Annotated in this window: 21 protein-coding genes; 20 read left to right on the top strand and 1 reads right to left on the bottom strand. The window is 66.1% G+C overall.

Annotated features, from left to right (window positions below; genetic code table 11):
- The 4 genes from AC1DT2_RS05740 to AC1DT2_RS05725 form a co-directional block, all read left to right on the top strand.
- The coding region (locus tag AC1DT2_RS05740) for a delta-60 repeat domain-containing protein (RefSeq protein WP_477295024.1) at positions 1 to 641 on the top strand (641 nt) is incomplete at its 5' end.
- 123 nt (positions 642 to 764) lie between these two features.
- Positions 765 to 1,058 carry a hypothetical protein gene (locus AC1DT2_RS05735; protein WP_213948452.1) on the top strand — a complete coding sequence of 98 codons (294 nt, stop codon included), beginning with the start codon at positions 765 to 767 and terminating at the stop codon, positions 1,056 to 1,058.
- Positions 1,059 to 1,318: 260 nt separating this feature from the next.
- Positions 1,319 to 1,528 (top strand): cold-shock protein, encoded by a 210-nt coding sequence (locus AC1DT2_RS05730; RefSeq protein WP_477295022.1) that lies wholly within the window; start codon positions 1,319 to 1,321, stop codon positions 1,526 to 1,528.
- A 67-nt stretch (positions 1,529 to 1,595) separates the two neighbouring features.
- A complete protein-coding gene (locus tag AC1DT2_RS05725) occupies positions 1,596 to 1,820 on the top strand; it encodes a hypothetical protein (protein ID WP_477295020.1) in 225 nt (74 codons plus the stop codon).
- Between the two features lie 19 nt (positions 1,821 to 1,839).
- On the opposite strand, the gene AC1DT2_RS05720 is transcribed toward AC1DT2_RS05725, so the two are convergent.
- The gene (locus AC1DT2_RS05720; protein WP_255548477.1) at positions 1,840 to 1,974 is read right to left on the bottom strand and encodes a hypothetical protein; all 135 of its coding nucleotides are present in this window, start codon (positions 1,972 to 1,974) and stop codon (positions 1,840 to 1,842) included.
- A gap of 393 nt (positions 1,975 to 2,367) precedes the next feature.
- Between AC1DT2_RS05720 and AC1DT2_RS05715 the strand changes: the two genes are divergently transcribed.
- The 16 genes from AC1DT2_RS05715 to AC1DT2_RS05640 form a co-directional block, all read left to right on the top strand.
- Entirely contained in the window at positions 2,368 to 2,637 is a 270-nt protein-coding gene (locus tag AC1DT2_RS05715; RefSeq protein WP_063572332.1) for an acyl carrier protein, read from the top strand.
- Between the two features lie 7 nt (positions 2,638 to 2,644).
- Positions 2,645 to 3,430, top strand: coding sequence for a glycosyltransferase family 2 protein (locus tag AC1DT2_RS05710; RefSeq protein ID WP_477295018.1), 786 nt, complete (start codon positions 2,645 to 2,647; stop codon positions 3,428 to 3,430).
- Positions 3,430 to 4,038, top strand: a complete 609-nt coding sequence (locus AC1DT2_RS05705) for a LolA family protein (RefSeq protein ID WP_477295015.1) — start codon at positions 3,430 to 3,432, stop codon at positions 4,036 to 4,038. The genes AC1DT2_RS05710 and AC1DT2_RS05705 overlap by 1 nt, the downstream gene beginning before the upstream one ends.
- Positions 4,035 to 6,389 carry an MMPL family transporter gene (locus AC1DT2_RS05700; RefSeq protein ID WP_477295013.1) on the top strand — a complete coding sequence of 785 codons (2,355 nt, stop codon included), beginning with the start codon at positions 4,035 to 4,037 and terminating at the stop codon, positions 6,387 to 6,389. Before AC1DT2_RS05705 ends, AC1DT2_RS05700 begins: the two co-directional genes overlap by 4 nt.
- 32 nt (positions 6,390 to 6,421) lie before the next feature.
- Positions 6,422 to 7,648 carry a beta-ketoacyl-ACP synthase gene (locus AC1DT2_RS05695; RefSeq protein WP_477295026.1) on the top strand — a complete coding sequence of 409 codons (1,227 nt, stop codon included), beginning with the start codon at positions 6,422 to 6,424 and terminating at the stop codon, positions 7,646 to 7,648.
- A complete protein-coding gene (locus tag AC1DT2_RS05690) occupies positions 7,648 to 8,874 on the top strand; it encodes a beta-ketoacyl-[acyl-carrier-protein] synthase family protein (protein WP_477295011.1) in 1,227 nt (408 codons plus the stop codon). Before AC1DT2_RS05695 ends, AC1DT2_RS05690 begins: the two co-directional genes overlap by 1 nt.
- Positions 8,871 to 9,605, top strand: coding sequence for a beta-ketoacyl synthase chain length factor (locus AC1DT2_RS05685; RefSeq protein WP_477295009.1), 735 nt, complete (start codon positions 8,871 to 8,873; stop codon positions 9,603 to 9,605). The genes AC1DT2_RS05690 and AC1DT2_RS05685 overlap by 4 nt, the downstream gene beginning before the upstream one ends.
- Positions 9,581 to 10,369, top strand: coding sequence for a lysophospholipid acyltransferase family protein (locus AC1DT2_RS05680; protein ID WP_477295007.1), 789 nt, complete (start codon positions 9,581 to 9,583; stop codon positions 10,367 to 10,369). The genes AC1DT2_RS05685 and AC1DT2_RS05680 overlap by 25 nt, the downstream gene beginning before the upstream one ends.
- Positions 10,366 to 10,635 carry a phosphopantetheine-binding protein gene (locus AC1DT2_RS05675; protein WP_063572726.1) on the top strand — a complete coding sequence of 90 codons (270 nt, stop codon included), beginning with the start codon at positions 10,366 to 10,368 and terminating at the stop codon, positions 10,633 to 10,635. Before AC1DT2_RS05680 ends, AC1DT2_RS05675 begins: the two co-directional genes overlap by 4 nt.
- Positions 10,623 to 11,795, top strand: a complete 1,173-nt coding sequence (locus tag AC1DT2_RS05670) for an ApeI family dehydratase (protein ID WP_477295005.1) — start codon at positions 10,623 to 10,625, stop codon at positions 11,793 to 11,795. The genes AC1DT2_RS05675 and AC1DT2_RS05670 overlap by 13 nt, the downstream gene beginning before the upstream one ends.
- Positions 11,788 to 12,744, top strand: a complete 957-nt coding sequence (locus tag AC1DT2_RS05665) for an LpxL/LpxP family acyltransferase (RefSeq protein WP_477295003.1) — start codon at positions 11,788 to 11,790, stop codon at positions 12,742 to 12,744. Before AC1DT2_RS05670 ends, AC1DT2_RS05665 begins: the two co-directional genes overlap by 8 nt.
- Positions 12,734 to 13,174, top strand: a complete 441-nt coding sequence (locus tag AC1DT2_RS05660) for an acyl-CoA thioesterase (protein ID WP_063573234.1) — start codon at positions 12,734 to 12,736, stop codon at positions 13,172 to 13,174. The genes AC1DT2_RS05665 and AC1DT2_RS05660 overlap by 11 nt, the downstream gene beginning before the upstream one ends.
- 5 nt (positions 13,175 to 13,179) lie before the next feature.
- On the top strand, positions 13,180 to 13,908 hold the full coding sequence (locus AC1DT2_RS05655; RefSeq protein ID WP_477295000.1) for a class I SAM-dependent methyltransferase: 729 nt from the start codon (positions 13,180 to 13,182) through the stop codon (positions 13,906 to 13,908).
- A gap of 4 nt (positions 13,909 to 13,912) precedes the next feature.
- Entirely contained in the window at positions 13,913 to 15,091 is a 1,179-nt protein-coding gene (locus AC1DT2_RS05650; RefSeq protein ID WP_477294998.1) for a beta-ketoacyl-ACP synthase, read from the top strand.
- Positions 15,088 to 15,561, top strand: coding sequence for a hotdog family protein (locus AC1DT2_RS05645; RefSeq protein WP_063573232.1), 474 nt, complete (start codon positions 15,088 to 15,090; stop codon positions 15,559 to 15,561). Before AC1DT2_RS05650 ends, AC1DT2_RS05645 begins: the two co-directional genes overlap by 4 nt.
- Positions 15,558 to 15,971, top strand: a 414-nt coding sequence (locus AC1DT2_RS05640) for an SDR family NAD(P)-dependent oxidoreductase (RefSeq protein ID WP_477294996.1), incomplete at its 3' end; no start/stop codon positions are given. The genes AC1DT2_RS05645 and AC1DT2_RS05640, both read left to right, overlap by 4 nt.

The following is a 15,971-nucleotide window of genomic DNA, read 5'->3' as shown; positions in this document are numbered from 1 at the left end:
CATTCGATGCTCAGTCTTCGCGAGATTCGATCTCCGGGGTCGTCCAAGGGGATCGCTACGTTCTTGCCGGAAGGAGCAACGGAAAGGCCGTTATCCGCAGATATTTGCCCGACGGAACGCTCGACCAGACCTTCGGCATCCATGGCCAATACGTTGCGCCGACCGGCGTTGCTCCGGCGGAGTTCACCGATATTCTGATCGCCGACGGTGGCGGCTTCGTCGGCATTGGATACCTCCGCCAGCCACATCCTTACGGCTTCCTGGTAGGTGTCGACACGAATGGCCGACCGGACAGTCACTTCGCGAACGGCGAGGCGGTCTATCTGAGCGAGAAGGGCAGCTCGTATCTGAATCAGGGTACGTTCGATGAACAGGGAAGAATCGTCGTATCCGGGCTGTTCGGAAACCGCAATGACGGCGGGCTTGTTCTTGCCGCGCGCTACATGGCAAGCGGCGCATTGGATACCTCGTTCGGCGACAACGGCATCATCGCCGTTGGCGAACCTATGCGCCGGCTCTTCCCGCGTGGGCTCGCCATCCAGGGTGGACAGGGCGTCCTCCTGGCAGCGCAGGTTGGCGGCGTCGAAAGTGGGCCGGTGCTAGATGAATTTGGCCTTGTAGCTCGCATTCCTCAGGAATAACCACGGAGCGGCGAGGGGTTCGCCGACGGCAGGTGGGGAGAAGCTCCGACAGCATGTCATGGGGGCGAAACGGAGACTGGGCACGCCCGTTAGGGCACCACCTCCCGACGTAAAGGATTACCCATGAAGTGTTTCATCCCCTGCGCCGCCCTGCTGCTCGCGCTCATCCCTGTCGCATCGTTTGCCGCATCCGATGCAGTCGCGTCATACACCGATCACAACCTCGTGGTCGAGAAAGGCGGCTCCAGCCGTTTCGTCGCCATTGAGCCCATCTACGCGGAACTTTCGGAAACCTGTAGTGCAAAGGGCGGATCCATCGAAAGCATCCAGTACGAGTTCACCGACCTGTGGGGCGGCTCGCATCCGCTCACGCGCGTAAAGGCAACCGCCGTGTGCCGCGTGACAGATAACTACTAAGCACCCGTCTTTGCGAGAGAAGGCAGCACGAACGCGCTGCCTTCTCTCTCTCGCTCGGCAAGCACTACGCAAAACAGGCAACGGAAGCGTCATCGGCGTGATTCAGCGGTTCTTTACGATGGCATGCCTACAACGTTCGGCCGACCTGCCCCGCAGCCAGACGACGACACGCCGGCGTACGATGAAACCGGCGATACGTCCGGCGACTTTCGACGCCATGGATGCGCGATCGCCGCAGAGAACATGCTGAGGTAAGTGTCATGTCGGATCGCGAGAACGGGAAGGTCAAGTGGTTCAACGACGCCAAGGGATTCGGTTTCATCGAGCGCGAAAGCGGCACCGATGTATTCGTTCATTTCAAGGACATCCTGGTGGACGGATTCAAGTCCCTGGCCGAGGGCGACAAGGTCTCATTCAGGGTCAAACAGGGACAGAAGGGCCTGCAGGCGGAGGAAGTGCAGAAGATCTGAACAGGGAGGGCACGCATCCGTGCGCTCCGTTTCTCATCCATCACAGGATCGTTGGAGGATGCGAATCATGAAGAAGGACGAACAACGCGAGTCCGAAGCCGGCATGGGCGGTGTTGCCTTGTGGCCAACTTTCTACTTCGAAGCAGAGGCCAGGGTCGCTGCTCGTGAGAAGCAACGGCGGCCTCGCCTACGGGTCGGGCTCAAGGCAGCCGACCGGGTGTCATTCGATATCGGAGACGGCGTGGATGGGCCGCCGTACGCGACTAACGTGCGTGTGATCGAGCCAGACTGATGCCGGCCCCGATCCGACCTTAGCGAGCGGCGGCCACCAGCACCGGCTGCGCGACGTGGTTCGCCGGCGAAGCGACGAAGGCGCCGAGCATCAGCAGGCAGGTCAGGGCACCCGCGACGAAGAAGGTCTTCAGCATGGCGGTTTCGAATTTCATGGTCGTTCTCCTTGGACGAGAATGAGGCGGGGTCGTAATTACCGATGCATCGGGCGTGCCAAGGGCCGGAATGGCCTGCAGGGCGCATTCCTGTGCGGTTTTCGCCGACCACCTCCAGGCCACATCCCCGTCCGCGGACGCCAGTTCGGGCGTCCGGAAGGGTGTCCGCCAGCCGGCGCAGCCCTGCGACGATCTGCTACACTTCGGTCACCCCGGGCTGTCTTGTAAGGCTTTGCCTACATGGAGCTTTTGGGTCAAGGGGGACGCCGTTCGCGGCGGCGACAAACCAGACTTTCCGATCACGACTTTCGTCGCCTCGATGACGGAGTAGTCACTCTTGTGCCTGTAAGGGTGACACCCACGATTCGAGGATGAAATGGACTTACCGAGCTTATGAGCGCGATCCCAGCCGAAACCTTCACCTTCGACGACGTGCTCGCGCGTTTGCGGTCCGTGCTGCACGAGACCTTCGAGATCGACCCCGCAAAGGTCACTCCCGAGGCCAATCTGTTTACCGACCTCGAACTGGACAGCATCGACGCCATCGATCTGGCGATCCAGGTGCAGGACATGACCGGCACCCGGATCAAGCCTGAGGACTTCAAGAGCGTTCGCACCGTGGGCGACGTGGTCGCCACCGTGCAGACCCTCGTCGCCCGCTGAGGCACCGATGGCGGGCAGGCCCGGACCGCGCGACCCCGCGGCGCGATCCTTCGCGCCTTGCGCGGTTGTCCCGATCTACAACCATGGCAAGACCATTGCGGCGACCGCCAACGCGCTTGCCGGGCATGGCTTGCCCGTTCTGATCGTCGACGACGGCTCCGACACGGCGACGCGCGACATCCTCGACGCCCTGGTGGCCGGCCGCGACGACCTGCGGCTGATCCGCCTGGCCGCCAACGGTGGCAAGGGTGCGGCCCTTAGCGCCGGCTTCCTTGCCGCCCACGAGGCGGGTTACAGCCACGTCCTGCAGATCGATGCCGACGGGCAGCACGACACCGCCGACGTGCCGCGCTTTCTCGCCGAAGCGAAAGCCGCGCCGGACGCCATGGTCTGCGGCCGTCCCATCTATGACGACTCCGTACCCCGTGCCCGCCTCTACGGCCGATACCTGACGCATGCCTGCGTATGGGTCGAGACGTTGTCGTTCGACATTCAGGATTCGATGTGCGGCTACCGGCTCTACCCCCTGGATGCCACGCGCGCCGAGATCGCGCGAAAGCCGCTGCCGACCCGCATGGACTTCGACACCGAAATCGCCGTGCGCCTTTTCTGGCGGGGCGTACCCGTGCGTAACCTGCCGACACGCGTGATCTACCCGGAAAACGGCCTCTCGCACTTCCGCATGTGGCGCGACAACGCGCGGATTACCGCGATGCATACGCGCCTGCTTCTGGGCATGCTGCCCCGTGCGCCGCGCCTCCTTCTTCGCAAGCTCAAGAGCGAGACCCACTGATGCGTCGACTTATCACTTTTTTCGCCCTGCTTTGCGCGTTCGCCGCGCACGCACAATCGCCTGCCCTGACCGACGACGTGCTGGGCCATCTGGCAAAGCACCCACAGGTCCGCGCCGAATTCACCCAGAGCCGCGAGAACCCGGCGCTCGCCGAACCGCAACTCAGCCACGGCGACCTGCTCTTCGTCATCGGCCACGGCATGGTCTGGCACACCCGCGATCCGTTCGAGGACACACTGGTCTTCACCTCGGGCGATACGTCGCGGTTGAACGCGCAGGGCAAGCTCGAGCGCGTCCGTGACGGCAATCGTGGCGTGAGCCAGGTCTCCGGCATGCTGCAGTCGCTGCTCGCGGGCAAGTCCGACGATGCCGCCCGTCAGTTCACCATCAGTGCGGATGGCACACCCGAGCACTGGACGTTGCACTTCGTGCCACGCCAGGCGCGCGTGGCGAAAGTGCTTGCCGGCATCACACTCAAGGGCGACGCGTTCCTGCAGTCGATCGAAGTAAACCTCGCCAGTGGCGAGCGCACGCTCATCACCTTCGCCAATACGCGCGATGCCGGCTCGCTCACGCCGGTCGAATCCAAGGTGCTCGGCATTCCATGAAGTCGCTTTCGACCACGCAGCGCGCTGGCCTGTTCGCATTCGCGTCGCTGGTCGTCTGCCTGCTTTGTGCGTGGCTGCTGTTCGGCCGGGGCACGTCGCCCTTGCAGACCGATGTACTCACGTTGCTTCCCGCGACGGAACGCCACCCCCTTGCCGAGGACGCCGTGGAGCGGCTGGCCAGGGCCAGCGGCGATCGCATGGTGCTGCTCGTCCACCACAAGGACGACGACGCGGCCAAGGATGCGGCGCGTGAGCTCGGCGCTGCGTTGGCCGCGGATCCCGTGTTCGCCTCCGTGATCGCGGAGCTGCCACCGTTCGACCTCGACCAACTGGTCACGCCTTTCCTGCCGTTCCGCTTCCACTTGCTGACGCCGGAAGACCGGGCCGCGCTCACGACATCGGGCTTCGACCCGGTGGACGCCCTGAAACGCCGCCTCAACCAGCCGTTCGGCGCCAATGTCGGCGCGAAGCTCACCGACGATCCGTTCGGCTGGATGCAGCACTGGCTCGACCGCCAGCCGTGGAACCGCTCTGCCCTCGTGCCCGAGGACGACATGCTCACCGCCCATCGCGACGATGGCAGCTACGTGCTGGTCATCGCCACGCTGAAGGGCTCGTCGTACGACGACGTCGTTCAGCGCCAGGCGCTGGCGACGCTGGAACGTGCGGAGACCGCGATGGTCGCCAGGYATCCGGGTACTGCGCTCCTGCGTACCGGCGCCATCTTCTATGCGGCGTCTGCCCGCGCAGGCGCCGAGCACGATACGCATGTCGTCGGCATCGCTTCCACCGTCGGCATCGCGCTGCTCTTGCTGCTGGTCTTCCGATCGCTCCGACCGCTGTTGATCGCCTTTGTCTCCACGGCGCTCGGCGTGATCGGCGCCATCGCCACTACCGTGCTGGTGTTCGGCCAGCTGCACCTGCTGACCCTGGTGTTCGGGGCGGCGCTGCTCGGCGAAGCGGTGGATTATTCGATCCAGTACCTCTGCGCCCRTGCGAATGCCGGCGCCGACTGGCATGCCGAGCGCGGCGTGCGACAGGTGCGCCCGGCGCTATTGCTCGCGCTGGCCACGTCCCTGCTTGGCTATTCACTGCTGGCCGTCGTCCCGTTCCCGTTCCTCCGCCAGATGGCTGTCTTCGCCATCGCCGGCATGGCCATCGCCTGCGCCAGCGTGTTCTGGTTGCTGCCGGCGCTGGCCCAGAAGCCTGCCCGTGCGCCGCTCTCGCCCGCCCTCGTTCGGCTCGCACTCGGCTGGCAGCGCATCGCCTCGGGGCGTCGCGCGCTGCTCGGCGTCGCGGTGCTGTGTGTCGTCGCCGTTCCAGGCTGGCTGCGTCTGGGCCACGATGACGATATTCACCTGCTCATCTCGCCGCCCAAGGCGCTTGAGGCCCAAACGGCGACGATCCGCGATGTCGCCGGCTTTGGCGGCGGCAGTCAGTTCTGGCTGGTCGAGGGTGCCAACGCGGAAGAAGTGCTCCAGCGCGAGGAAGCGCTCACCGACCGGCTCCAGACCTGGGTGGCGGACGGCAAGCTCGGCGGCTGGACCGGCATCAGCGCCATGCTGCCTTCGGCACATCGGCAGGCGGCGAACATCGCGGCACTCGAGCCGCTTTTTACACCACGCGAACGCATGAGTGAATGGCTGGGTCAGGCGGGATTCCGCGCCGAAGGCAGCGCCGGCTTCGTAGCCGCTTATCCTGGCCGTGCCTTCACGATCGACGACTGGCTGGCCATGCCCGCCTATACGCCGTTCCGTTACCTGTGGATGAGTGGCGGCAAACACGGCGTCGGCAGCATCGTCGTGCCCCAGGGCCAGGACGATGCGGACCTGCTCCGCACCGCGTCCGATGGTTTGCCCGGCGTGTCGCTGGTCGACAAGCCGGCGAGCATCACGGCGCTGTTCGGCCGTTATCGTGGCTATGCGGATGTCTGGCTCGGCGGCGCACTGGCCCTGGTCGGCCTCGCCTTCGTCTGGCGCTACGGTCTGCGCTCCGCGTGGCGCGTCCTGTTGCCGCCAGCCGCCGGCATCGTGCTCAGCGTGGCCGCACTCGGCTACCTCGGCGAACCGCTTACGCTGTTCCACGTCATGGCACTGATGCTGGTGCTCGGCGTCGGCGCCAACTACGCCGTCTTCCTGCGCGAAGGCGAACCACACGTCGCCCACCTCCCGGGCGCGGCTTACGCCGGCGTGCTGCTCTCGGCGGTCACCGCCCTGCTCTCCTTCGGCCTGCTCGCGCTCAGCACGATGCCGGCCCTGCGACATTTTGGCCTTACCCTGCTCCTCGGGATCGGCTTCACTGCGCTACTCGCGCCGGTGAGCGTCCCCGCACCGAAGAATCGAACCGCATGAACAACGCAGAACACGTTACCGGAGGTCGCGCGATGAAGCGCGTCGTTGTCACGGGCATGGGCGGCATCACGCCACTCGGCGACGACTGGACCACCATCGAGGCGCGCCTGCGCCAGTTCCGCAATGCCGTGCGTCGCATGCACGAGTGGGATTACTTCGATGCGCTGAACGGACGCCTCGGGTGCCCCGTCGACGATTTCAGGATCCCGTCGACGTGGTCGCGCAAGCACGTGCGCTCGATGGGACGCGTGGCCCAGCTCGCCGTTGCCGCGAGCGAGCGCGCCCTCGACGACGCCGGCCTGCTCGGCAACACCGAGATCACCGACGGGCGCATGGGCGTCGCCTATGGTTCGTCGGGCGGCAGCATCGAGCCGGCGAAGACCATCGGGCGCATGCTCGAAACCGGTTCCATGCAGGGCGTGACCGCGACCAGCTACATCCAGATGATGGCGCACACGACGGCGGTGAACGTCGGCGTGTTCTTCGGGTTGAAGGGCCGCATCATCACCACATCCAGCGCGTGTACCTCCGGCAGCCAGGCCATCGGTTACGGCTACGAAGCGATCCAGCAGGGCAAGCAGACGCTGATGGTGTGCGGCGGAGCCGAAGAGCTGTCCGGCCCCGGCGCCGCCGTGTTCGACACCCTGTTCGCGACGAGCACCCGCAACGACACACCCCAGGTGACGCCGCGCCCGTTCGACGCCAAGCGCGACGGCCTCGTCGTCGGCGAAGGAGCGACGACGCTGATCCTCGAGGAGTACGAGCACGCGGTGGCCCGAGGCGCGCGCATCTACGCGGAGATCGTCGGCTTCGGTACCAACTCGGACGGCCAGCACATCACCCAACCCACGCGCGGGACCATGGCCGCCGCCATGCGCATGGCCCTTGCCGACGCCGACCTGGCGCCCGACGCCATCGGCTACGTCAGCGCGCACGGCACCGCGACCGATCGCGGTGACGTGGCGGAAAGCCACGCCACGGCGGACGTGCTGGGCACTGGCGTTCCCATCAGCTCGATGAAGAGCTACGTGGGCCACACGCTCGGTGCCTGTGGTGCGCTCGAAGCCTGGTGGGCGATCGAAATGATGCGCGGTGGCTGGTTCGCGCCGACGATAAACCTCGAGACGCCGGATCCGGAATGCGCCGCGCTGGACTATCTCACCGGCGAGGGCCGCGATATCCGCACCCGCTACGTCATGAACAACAACTTTGCCTTCGGCGGCATCAATACGTCGCTGATCTTCAAGGCAGTCGGCTGATGAGGCGCGTCGTGGTCACCGGCATGGGCGCTGTGTCCTGCCTCGGGCCGGACCGCCATGCCCTGTTCGACGGCTTGCGCGCGGGCCGCGCAGGCTTTCGCGATATGCCGGATTTCGCCGCGCTGGGCATGCGCTGCCGTGTTGCGGCGCCCGCCGATACCGACACGCTCGAACCGCCGCACCGCAAGCTGCGTCGCTACCTGCCGCAGGCGGCGGAATACGCGTGGCACGCTACCCGCGAAGCGCTGCAGGAAGCCGGACTCGATGAGGCGCGTATCGGCGAGCGCGATGTCGGCATCCTCATGGGCGCTTCAGCCGCTCTCTCTGAATACGAAGCGGGCCTGGACATGTTCCACGCGCGCGGTATCTCGCGACTGTCGCCGTTCATCGTGCCGCGGAGCATGGGCAGTGCGGTGGCGGCGACGCTTACCCACGCCTTCGGCTTCGGCGGCCGCGCCTTCACCATCAGCTCGGCCTGCACGAGTGCGACGCACGCTATCGGCCAGGCGATGGAACTGATCCAGCTCGGGCGGCAGGAAATCGTCGTCTGCGGCGGCGCCGAGGAGCTGCACGACAAGGCGGCGATGTGCTTCGACGTGATGAATGCCTTGTCGACGACAAGCGTGGCGGGTGAGCGCGTAGCCTGCCCTTACGATGCCGATCGCGACGGCATCGTGCTAGGCGGTGGCGCCGGCGTGCTGGTGCTCGAGTCGCTCGACCATGCGAACGCGCGCGGTGCACGCATCCTCGCCGAACTCGTGGGTTACGGCGCGGCGTCGGATCCCCACGGCATGGTGAGTCCCGAGGCGGGTGGCATGGCCGAAGCCATGCACCAGGCTATCGATCTGGCCGGCATCCTGCCCGATTACATCAACACGCACGCGTGCGCGACCATCCACGGCGACCTTGCCGAATGGCACGCACTGAGCCGGGTATTCGGCGAACGCAGGCATGCCGTGCCACCCATGTCGTCGATCAAGGGCCTGACCGGTCACGCGCCGGCGGCGGCGGGCGCCCTCGACGCCATCGCGTCGATCGCCATGATGGAGAAAGGCGTGCTGCTCGGCGGCGCGACACCGCCAAGACGTGATGCCGCCTTTGCGGATGCGCCATTGATCGAGGGGGAACTCGCGATCCCGGTGGATAGCGTGATGTCGAATACGTTTGGCTTCGGTGGCAGCTGCGCCGCCCTGGTCTTTCGCCGCCATGCCGGGGCAGTCACGTGATCGAGCTGGCTATCGAACGCTGGCGCGCGTGGGCGCCCGGCATCGAGGAACCGGCCGCGTGGGCCGCATGGTCGGCGGCACCTCGCCCTCTCGTCGATAGCGGTGAGCAGCCCTCCTGCGACTTCGTGCCGCCGATGCAGCGCCGGCGCCTCAGCCGCCTGGCGCGCATCGTCATGCACACCGCGTGGCCGATGTGTGGCGACGACGAGCAACTGCCCTTCGTTTATGCTTCGCGACACGGCGAGACCACCCGCACCTTCGCCATGCTGGATGACATTGGCCGCGAGGCACCCCTGTCGCCCACGCAGTTCGGTCTTTCGGTCCATAACGCGATTGCCGGGCAGTGGTCCATCCTGCGCGAGCAGCGCGGCGAATCCGTGGCGATCGCGGGGGAAGCCGACACGTTCGAGCATGCCATCGTCGAAGCCGCCGCCCTGCTTGGCGAGGGTGCCGCCGCGGTCATCGTCGTGCTCGCCGAAGAGCGTCCCGCCGTGGCCTATGACGGTTGGATCGACGACGTCCCCTTTTCCTATGCCGTCGCGCTGCGCGTCTCACGGGCCGATGGCACGGCGGCCGGTCCGCGCTGGAGGCTGTCGCTTCGTGGTAATACAGAGGCCGCACCGTCGGCCCCTGGCCCGCACGCCCTGCATTTCGTCCGCGCACTGCACGATGGCGCGATCCTGGACCACCCGTGGAAGATGCGTCGATGGACCTGGCAACCGGTACCGTGATCCGCCGAGGCGACTTCTGGGCCTGGCGCTTCGTCTGCACCGCCCTGAGCTTCGCCTTGTTCGGCATCGGCGGCATCGTGCTGCGCGTGGTCGTACTCCCTGTGGTGCTGGCGTGGCCTGGACCCGAAGCGGTGCGCCGTCGCCGTGCCCGGCGAACGGTCGGGCGCGCGTTCTGGCTGCACTCGCAGTTCATGTACCGCACCGGCACTGTCGCGTTTCGCTTCGACGGCGTGGAGCGCCTTGGCCAACCCGGCCAGATGATCGTCGCCAACCACCCCTCGTTAATCGACGTGGTCTACCTGATCGGCCACGTTCCCGAGGCCAACTGCGTGGTCAAGCACAGCCTGTGGAAGAACCCCTGCATGCGTGGGCCGGTGATGGCCGCCGGCTACATCAGTAACGACGGCAGCGCCGAGATGCTCGACCGGGCGGCCGATGTCCTCCGCGACGGCCAGACCCTGATCATCTTTCCGGAAGGTACGCGCACGACGCCCGGCCAGGATCCCGTCTTCCATCGGGGCGCTGCCGCCATTGCCGTGCGCGGCGCACGTACGGTCACCCCGGTTTTCATCACGGTCGTGCCGACCACGTTGACCAAGGCCGAACCGTGGTACAGCGTGCCGAAGCGCCGCGTGCACGTGCATATCCGGGTCGGCGACGATATTCCCGTCGCGGCCTTCAGTGAAGCCGCTCCCGCGCCGATAGCCTCGCGTCGGCTCAATGCCCACCTCCACCAACTCTACGCCAGGGAACTCAAGGCATGAATGACCTCGAACGGAACATCGCCGGACTCATCATCGAGACGCTCGCTCTCGAACACCTCAAGGTGGACGACATTGCCGTCGACCAGCCGCTCTTCGGCCAGGGGCTCGGCCTGGATTCGGTCGATGCCCTCGAGCTCGCGCTTGCGCTGCAGAACCGCTACGGATTGAAGATCGCCTCGGATTCACGTGACGCCCGACGCCACTTCGAGACGGTACGAAGCCTCGCCCACTACGTCGAAGCGAACGGCGCCCCATGCGCAAACTGAGCGACGCGGCACTGCTGCTGGTCGGCGTGCTCTATCCCTTCATCGTCTACTTCGGCATGGACCACGTGTCCACGCCGATCTTCGGGTTGATCCTCGGTGGCCTGTGGCTGGTGCGTGCACCCGCCCTGTGGCGCCAGCCCGGCGGCCGCTGGATGCTCGGCGTAACGCTGATCTACTGCGCGGTGCTCGCATTCGGCGGCGAAGACGATCTGCTGCGCTGGTACCCCAGCCTGATCTGCGCGTTACTCCTGGCCRCGTTCGGTCTCAGCCTGAAATTCGGGCCACCGATGATCGAGCGCATCGCGCGTGTCACCGAGCCCGACCTGCCACCTGTCGCCGTGCGCTACACGCGCAAGGTAACCTGGGTGTGGGTGGTGTTTTTCCTGCTCAACGGCACTGCCTCCGGCCTGCTGGCCAAGTGGGGCCCGCTCTCATGGTGGACGTTCTACAACGGCATTCTGGCCTACTCCGTGATGGGCGTGCTCTTTCTCGGCGAGTGGCTGCTGCGCCAGCGCCTGCGTCGCCGGATCAACAAGGCACCGATGGACGGTGCGGCCGGGCGCCTGCTCTCGCACCCCTGGGTCGCGGCGGCCGCGGGCGGCTACGCCGGCAAGCTCGGCCCGGGCATGGTCGTGGCGTTCACACCTGCCGGACGCACGGCGCTGCTGCGTCATGGGCGGGCAGGCCTCATCAATGAACTCGGGCAGCAAGCGGCAGGCGACGATGCGCTGTCGACGCCCATGGTCTGGCGCTTCGTCGACGTCTTGCCGGAATCCGCGCGGGTGGATGCGCTCCTGCAGGCCGCGTTGYCGACGGCGCCACGCGTGATGGGCGAACGCCTCGATGGCGACACGCATGTCATCGAACTGGAGCTGCCGCTGGACCTTGCCTGCTTCGCCGATCACTTTCCGGACGCGCCGGTCCTGCCGGGCGTCGTCCAGATCGGCTGGGCGCTCGAGCTCGCCGCGCCCCGGCTCGGCACACCGACTACGTGTCGCGGCATGGATGGACTGAAATTCCAGCGCCTGCTGCGTCCCGGCGATCGCGTGGAACTAACGCTGCGCTACGACGCCGTGCGCGGACGCCTGCATTTCGCCTATCGCACCGGTGATGCGTATTACTCGTCCGCGCACCTGCGCCTGGAAGGCACCCATGCCTGAGTCCGCAGGCGCGACGACGCACTGGGCGTCACGAAAAGAACGTGGAAGCTTCCTCGGCATGAAGCTCACGTCCGTCGCCGTGCGCCTGCTCGGGCGGCGGCCCGTTGCTCCGGTCATTTACCTCATCGTGCTGTATTTCTTCGTTACCGGTCGCGCTACGCGGCGCATCGTGGGCGACTACCAACGGCGACTGGCTGCCTGGAGCGGTCGCGCCGACCTGTTTCCCCGCCAGCGTCCGGTGCTCGCGCAATACCTCGCCTTCGGCGACTGCATGCTCGATCGTTTCGACGTCTGGCGCGGCAAGCTGCGCTTGTCCTCGGTAGACATGGACGACCCCGACGGCGTGCGCGACTCGCTTCGTTCCGGCGGGCGGGGGCAACTGCTCGTCTGCACGCACCTGGGCAATCTCGATGTTTGCCGCGCCATGGCCGAGATCGGCGAAGGCGTGGCACTGAACGTGCTGATGCATCTTCCCCATGCGGCGCATTTCAATCGCCTGCTTGGCGAATCCGGTGACCGTCGCCTCCGCCTGATGCATGTGGGTGACCTCGATACGGTGGCGATGATGGATCTGTCGCAACGCCTCGAGCGCGGCGAATGGGTCGCCATCGCCGGTGATCGTGTCCCGGAGCATGGCGGCCGCAGCGTGAACGTCGACTTCCTCGGTGCCCCGGCTGCGTTTCCTCAGGGCCCCTGGTTGATGGCCGCGATGCTGCGCTGCCCGGTCAACCTGGTCTGCTGCATCAAGCATGCAGGCCGTTACACCATCCACCTGCGTCGCTTCGACGATGCGTCCACGTGGGAACGTTCCACTCGCGGTGCCGCGATCGCCGGCGCCGTCTCGCGTTACGCCGAATGGCTCGCGCAGCACTGCCTCGCCGCCCCTTTGCAATGGTTCAACTTCCACCCGTACTGGCACGGTACGAACGGAGCCCACGATGCGCGCTAACGGTGTATTCGCCGTCGACACGGAGTTGACCGTTCCCTTCTTCGATGTCGATTCAATGGAAGTCGTCTGGCACGGCCATTACGTCAAGTACCTCGAGGTCGCACGCTGTGCCCTGCTCGAAGCCCTCGGCCACGACTATGTGCGCATGAAAGACACCGGCTATGCGTGGCCGATCATCGACATGCAGCTGCGTTACGCGCGCGCCGCACGTTTCGGCCAGAAGCTGGTCGTACGTGCCGAGCTGGTCGAATGGCAGAACCGCCTGAAGATCCACTACACCCTCAGCGACGCCGCCACCCACGAGCGACTGACCCGCGCCAGCACGATCCAGGTCGCGGTCAGGCTCACCGATGGCGAGATGCAGCTGGTCTCACCTTCCGTTTTCATCGACGATGTCGAGCGCCACCTGGCGCGACAGTCGTTGCCCTGATTGCCATGGACGCCTCACTGATGAAGTACGCCAGCGCCACCTACGTGGAGGAAACCCGGATCGGTTTCGTCTTCCTGCGCACCCATACCTGGCAGCACCACGTCCTGCGCGTGGCCATCAACGATCTCAAGCGATTGGCGGTTGAGCCCCTGCCGCAGGGTGGCACCTTGCTCGATGTCGGCTGCGGCCAGGGGCGTTCGTTTCGCTATCTGCGCGACGTCTTCGCCCCGGCGCGCATGCTCGGCCTGGACGCGGATCCCCACAGTATCGAGCTGTCGCGTGCGGAGGCGGCACGTGAGGGCATCGACGTGGAACTGTTCACGAGCGATTGCGCGCGTATCGACCTGGCCGACGCCAGCGTGGATACCGTGTTCTGCCACCAGACATTCCATCACCTGGTCGAACAGGAACGCGCTCTGGACGAGTTCTGGCGCGTGCTCAAGCCGGGCGGACTGCTGCTGTTCGCCGAGTCCACCAAGGCGTACATCGACTCCTGGGTGATCCGCTGGTTCTTCCGTCATCCGATGCATGTCCAGAAGAGCGCCGACGAATATCTGGCCATGCTTCGTGGGCGCGGTTTCGTATTCACCCAGGCACAGGTATCCCTGCCCTACTTGTGGTGGAGCCGTGCGAAGGATTTCGGCCTGCTGGAACGTTGGGGCCTCAAGGCCGCCCCGCCGGTGGGCAAGCGCGAGGAAACCCTGGTCAACGTCGCCGCGCGCAAGCCGGGCTGACGACATGACGACCTACCTGAATGTCCTCGGCGTCGTGTGCTCGCTCGGTGTGGGAAAGCAGGCGGTGGCCGAAGCGATGTTCGACGCTGCCGGGCATGGACTGCAAGACCTGGGCGGATGGGTACCCGAACACACGCTACGCCTCGGCCATGTCTCCGCGGCATTGCCGGCGCTTTCCGCCGAACTCTTACACCGGGATACGCGTAACAACCGCCTGCTGATGCTCGCCGCGCAGGAAATCGAAGCGGAGCTCCGCGCTGCCGTCCTGCGCTTCGGTGCCGAAAGGGTCGGTATCGTCATTGGTACCAGCACGACCGGCATCGAGGAGGCGACGGGCAGCATTGCCGCGCTCGGCCAGACCGGCAGCTGGCCGGCGCATTACCAGTATGCGGATCAGGAACTCGGTGCGCCGGCCGCCTTTCTTGCCGAGTGGCTGGGTATTGCCGGCCCTGCCTACGGCATTTCCACCGCATGCACCTCGGGTGCCCGCGCCCTGCTCAGCGCGGCACGCCTGCTGAAGACAGGCCTGTGCGATGCCGTGATCTGCGGCGGCGCGGACACGCTGTGCCGCCTGGCGACGAATGGCTTCCATTCGCTCGAAGCCATGGCCGCGGCCCGTTGCCAGCCGTTCTCGCGGCGTCGCGATGGCATCAACATCGGTGAGGCGGCCGCTCTCTTCATGATGACGCGCGACCATGCGCCCGTCGCTTTTCTCGGCGGCGGCGCAAGCTCGGACGCCTACCACATGTCCTCGCCGGATCCGGAAGGTCGCGGTGCCAGCGACGCCATGGCAAGGGCCTTGTCGTCAGCCGGCCTGGCGCCGGGCATGATCGACTACGTGAACCTGCACGGCACGGCCACCGAACACAACGACGCAATGGAGAGCCGCGCAGTCGCGGCGACGTTCGGCCGCCCCGTACCCTGCTCGTCGACCAAGGCACTCACCGGCCACACGCTGGGTGCTGCCGGCGCGCTCGAGGCCGCCTTCTGCTGGCTGGCCCTCACCGACCCGCAGCGGCGCCTGCCACCGCACGTGTGGGATGGCGAGGCCGACCCGTCGCTGCCGCCGCTGGCCTTTACCGATGGCGACAGTCGCCTCCCACCCGGCCGCCGTTACCTCATGAGCAACTCCTTCGCGTTCGGCGGAAACAACGCGAGCCTGATCCTGGCGAACGCACCATGACCCTGTGGCCCATCGAACAACTGCTCACACACGCGGGTCGCATGATCCTGCTCGATCGCGTGGTGGAATGGGATCCCGAACGCATCGTCTGCGAGCGTGCCATCCGCCGCGGCGATGCCTTCATCGAATCCGGTGGTCTGCCCGGCTGGGCCGGCATCGAGCTGATGGCGCAGGCTATCGCGGCGTGGAACGGCTGCCAGGTGCTCGCCGCGGGGGGTGAGATCCGCCCGGGCTTCCTGCTGGGCACACGCAGTTACAGGGTCGATGCCGACATGTTTCCGCCGGGAGCCAAGCTTCTCATCGAAGCCGTCCGAACCTTCCATGACGACGACGGCATGGCCGCCTTCAGCTGTCGCATCGATACGACGGGCGTGCACGCCGAGGCACGCCTGACGGTGTTCAGTCCGCCCGACCCGACGCCTTTCCTCGATCCACGCAACACTCTCGATTCCAAGGGAACCGCGCCATGAACGATACCGTCCTCGTCACCGGCTCCAGCCGCGGCATCGGCCGCGCCATCGCGCTGAATCTCGCCGACGCCGGCTATGACATCGTCGTCCACTGCCGCTCTCGCCGCGACGAAGCCGACGCCGTCCTCGCCGAGATCGTCGCCAAAGGTCGCACGGCACGCGTCATCCAGTTCGATATCGCCGACCGCGCCGCGTCGGCCGCTGCGCTCGAGGCCGATGTTGGAGAGCACGGCGCGTACTACGGTGTGGTCTGCAATGCGGGCCTCACGCGCGACGGCGCCTTTCCGGGCCTCACCTCCGAGGATTGGGATCAGGTACTGCGAACCAACCTCGACGGGTTTTACAACGTGCTTCACCCGCTGGTGATGCCGATGATCCGCCGCCGCAAAGCGGGACACATCGTCTGCATC

Source organism: Luteibacter sp. P4_E6 (assembly GCF_056401535.1).
This window is presented reverse-complemented; position numbering and strand designations above follow the sequence as displayed.

Excerpts from the sequence above, each read along its gene's own strand:
- AC1DT2_RS05735 (WP_213948452.1), top strand. The coding sequence starts at position 765 with ATGAAGTGTTTCATCCCCTGCGCCGCCCTGCTGCTCGCGCTCATCCCT.
- AC1DT2_RS05730 (WP_477295022.1), top strand. The coding sequence starts at position 1,319 with ATGTCGGATCGCGAGAACGGGAAGGTCAAGTGGTTCAACGACGCCAAG.
- AC1DT2_RS05725 (WP_477295020.1), top strand. The coding sequence starts at position 1,596 with ATGAAGAAGGACGAACAACGCGAGTCCGAAGCCGGCATGGGCGGTGTT.
- AC1DT2_RS05720 (WP_255548477.1), bottom strand. The coding sequence starts at position 1,974 with ATGAAATTCGAAACCGCCATGCTGAAGACCTTCTTCGTCGCGGGTGCC.
- AC1DT2_RS05715 (WP_063572332.1), top strand. The coding sequence starts at position 2,368 with ATGAGCGCGATCCCAGCCGAAACCTTCACCTTCGACGACGTGCTCGCG.
- AC1DT2_RS05710 (WP_477295018.1), top strand. The coding sequence starts at position 2,645 with ATGGCGGGCAGGCCCGGACCGCGCGACCCCGCGGCGCGATCCTTCGCG.
- AC1DT2_RS05705 (WP_477295015.1), top strand. The coding sequence starts at position 3,430 with ATGCGTCGACTTATCACTTTTTTCGCCCTGCTTTGCGCGTTCGCCGCG.
- AC1DT2_RS05695 (WP_477295026.1), top strand. The coding sequence starts at position 6,422 with ATGAAGCGCGTCGTTGTCACGGGCATGGGCGGCATCACGCCACTCGGC.
- AC1DT2_RS05690 (WP_477295011.1), top strand. The coding sequence starts at position 7,648 with ATGAGGCGCGTCGTGGTCACCGGCATGGGCGCTGTGTCCTGCCTCGGG.
- AC1DT2_RS05680 (WP_477295007.1), top strand. The coding sequence starts at position 9,581 with ATGGACCTGGCAACCGGTACCGTGATCCGCCGAGGCGACTTCTGGGCC.
- AC1DT2_RS05675 (WP_063572726.1), top strand. The coding sequence starts at position 10,366 with ATGAATGACCTCGAACGGAACATCGCCGGACTCATCATCGAGACGCTC.
- AC1DT2_RS05665 (WP_477295003.1), top strand. The coding sequence starts at position 11,788 with ATGCCTGAGTCCGCAGGCGCGACGACGCACTGGGCGTCACGAAAAGAA.
- AC1DT2_RS05660 (WP_063573234.1), top strand. The coding sequence starts at position 12,734 with ATGCGCGCTAACGGTGTATTCGCCGTCGACACGGAGTTGACCGTTCCC.
- AC1DT2_RS05655 (WP_477295000.1), top strand. The coding sequence starts at position 13,180 with ATGGACGCCTCACTGATGAAGTACGCCAGCGCCACCTACGTGGAGGAA.
- AC1DT2_RS05650 (WP_477294998.1), top strand. The coding sequence starts at position 13,913 with ATGACGACCTACCTGAATGTCCTCGGCGTCGTGTGCTCGCTCGGTGTG.
- AC1DT2_RS05645 (WP_063573232.1), top strand. The coding sequence starts at position 15,088 with ATGACCCTGTGGCCCATCGAACAACTGCTCACACACGCGGGTCGCATG.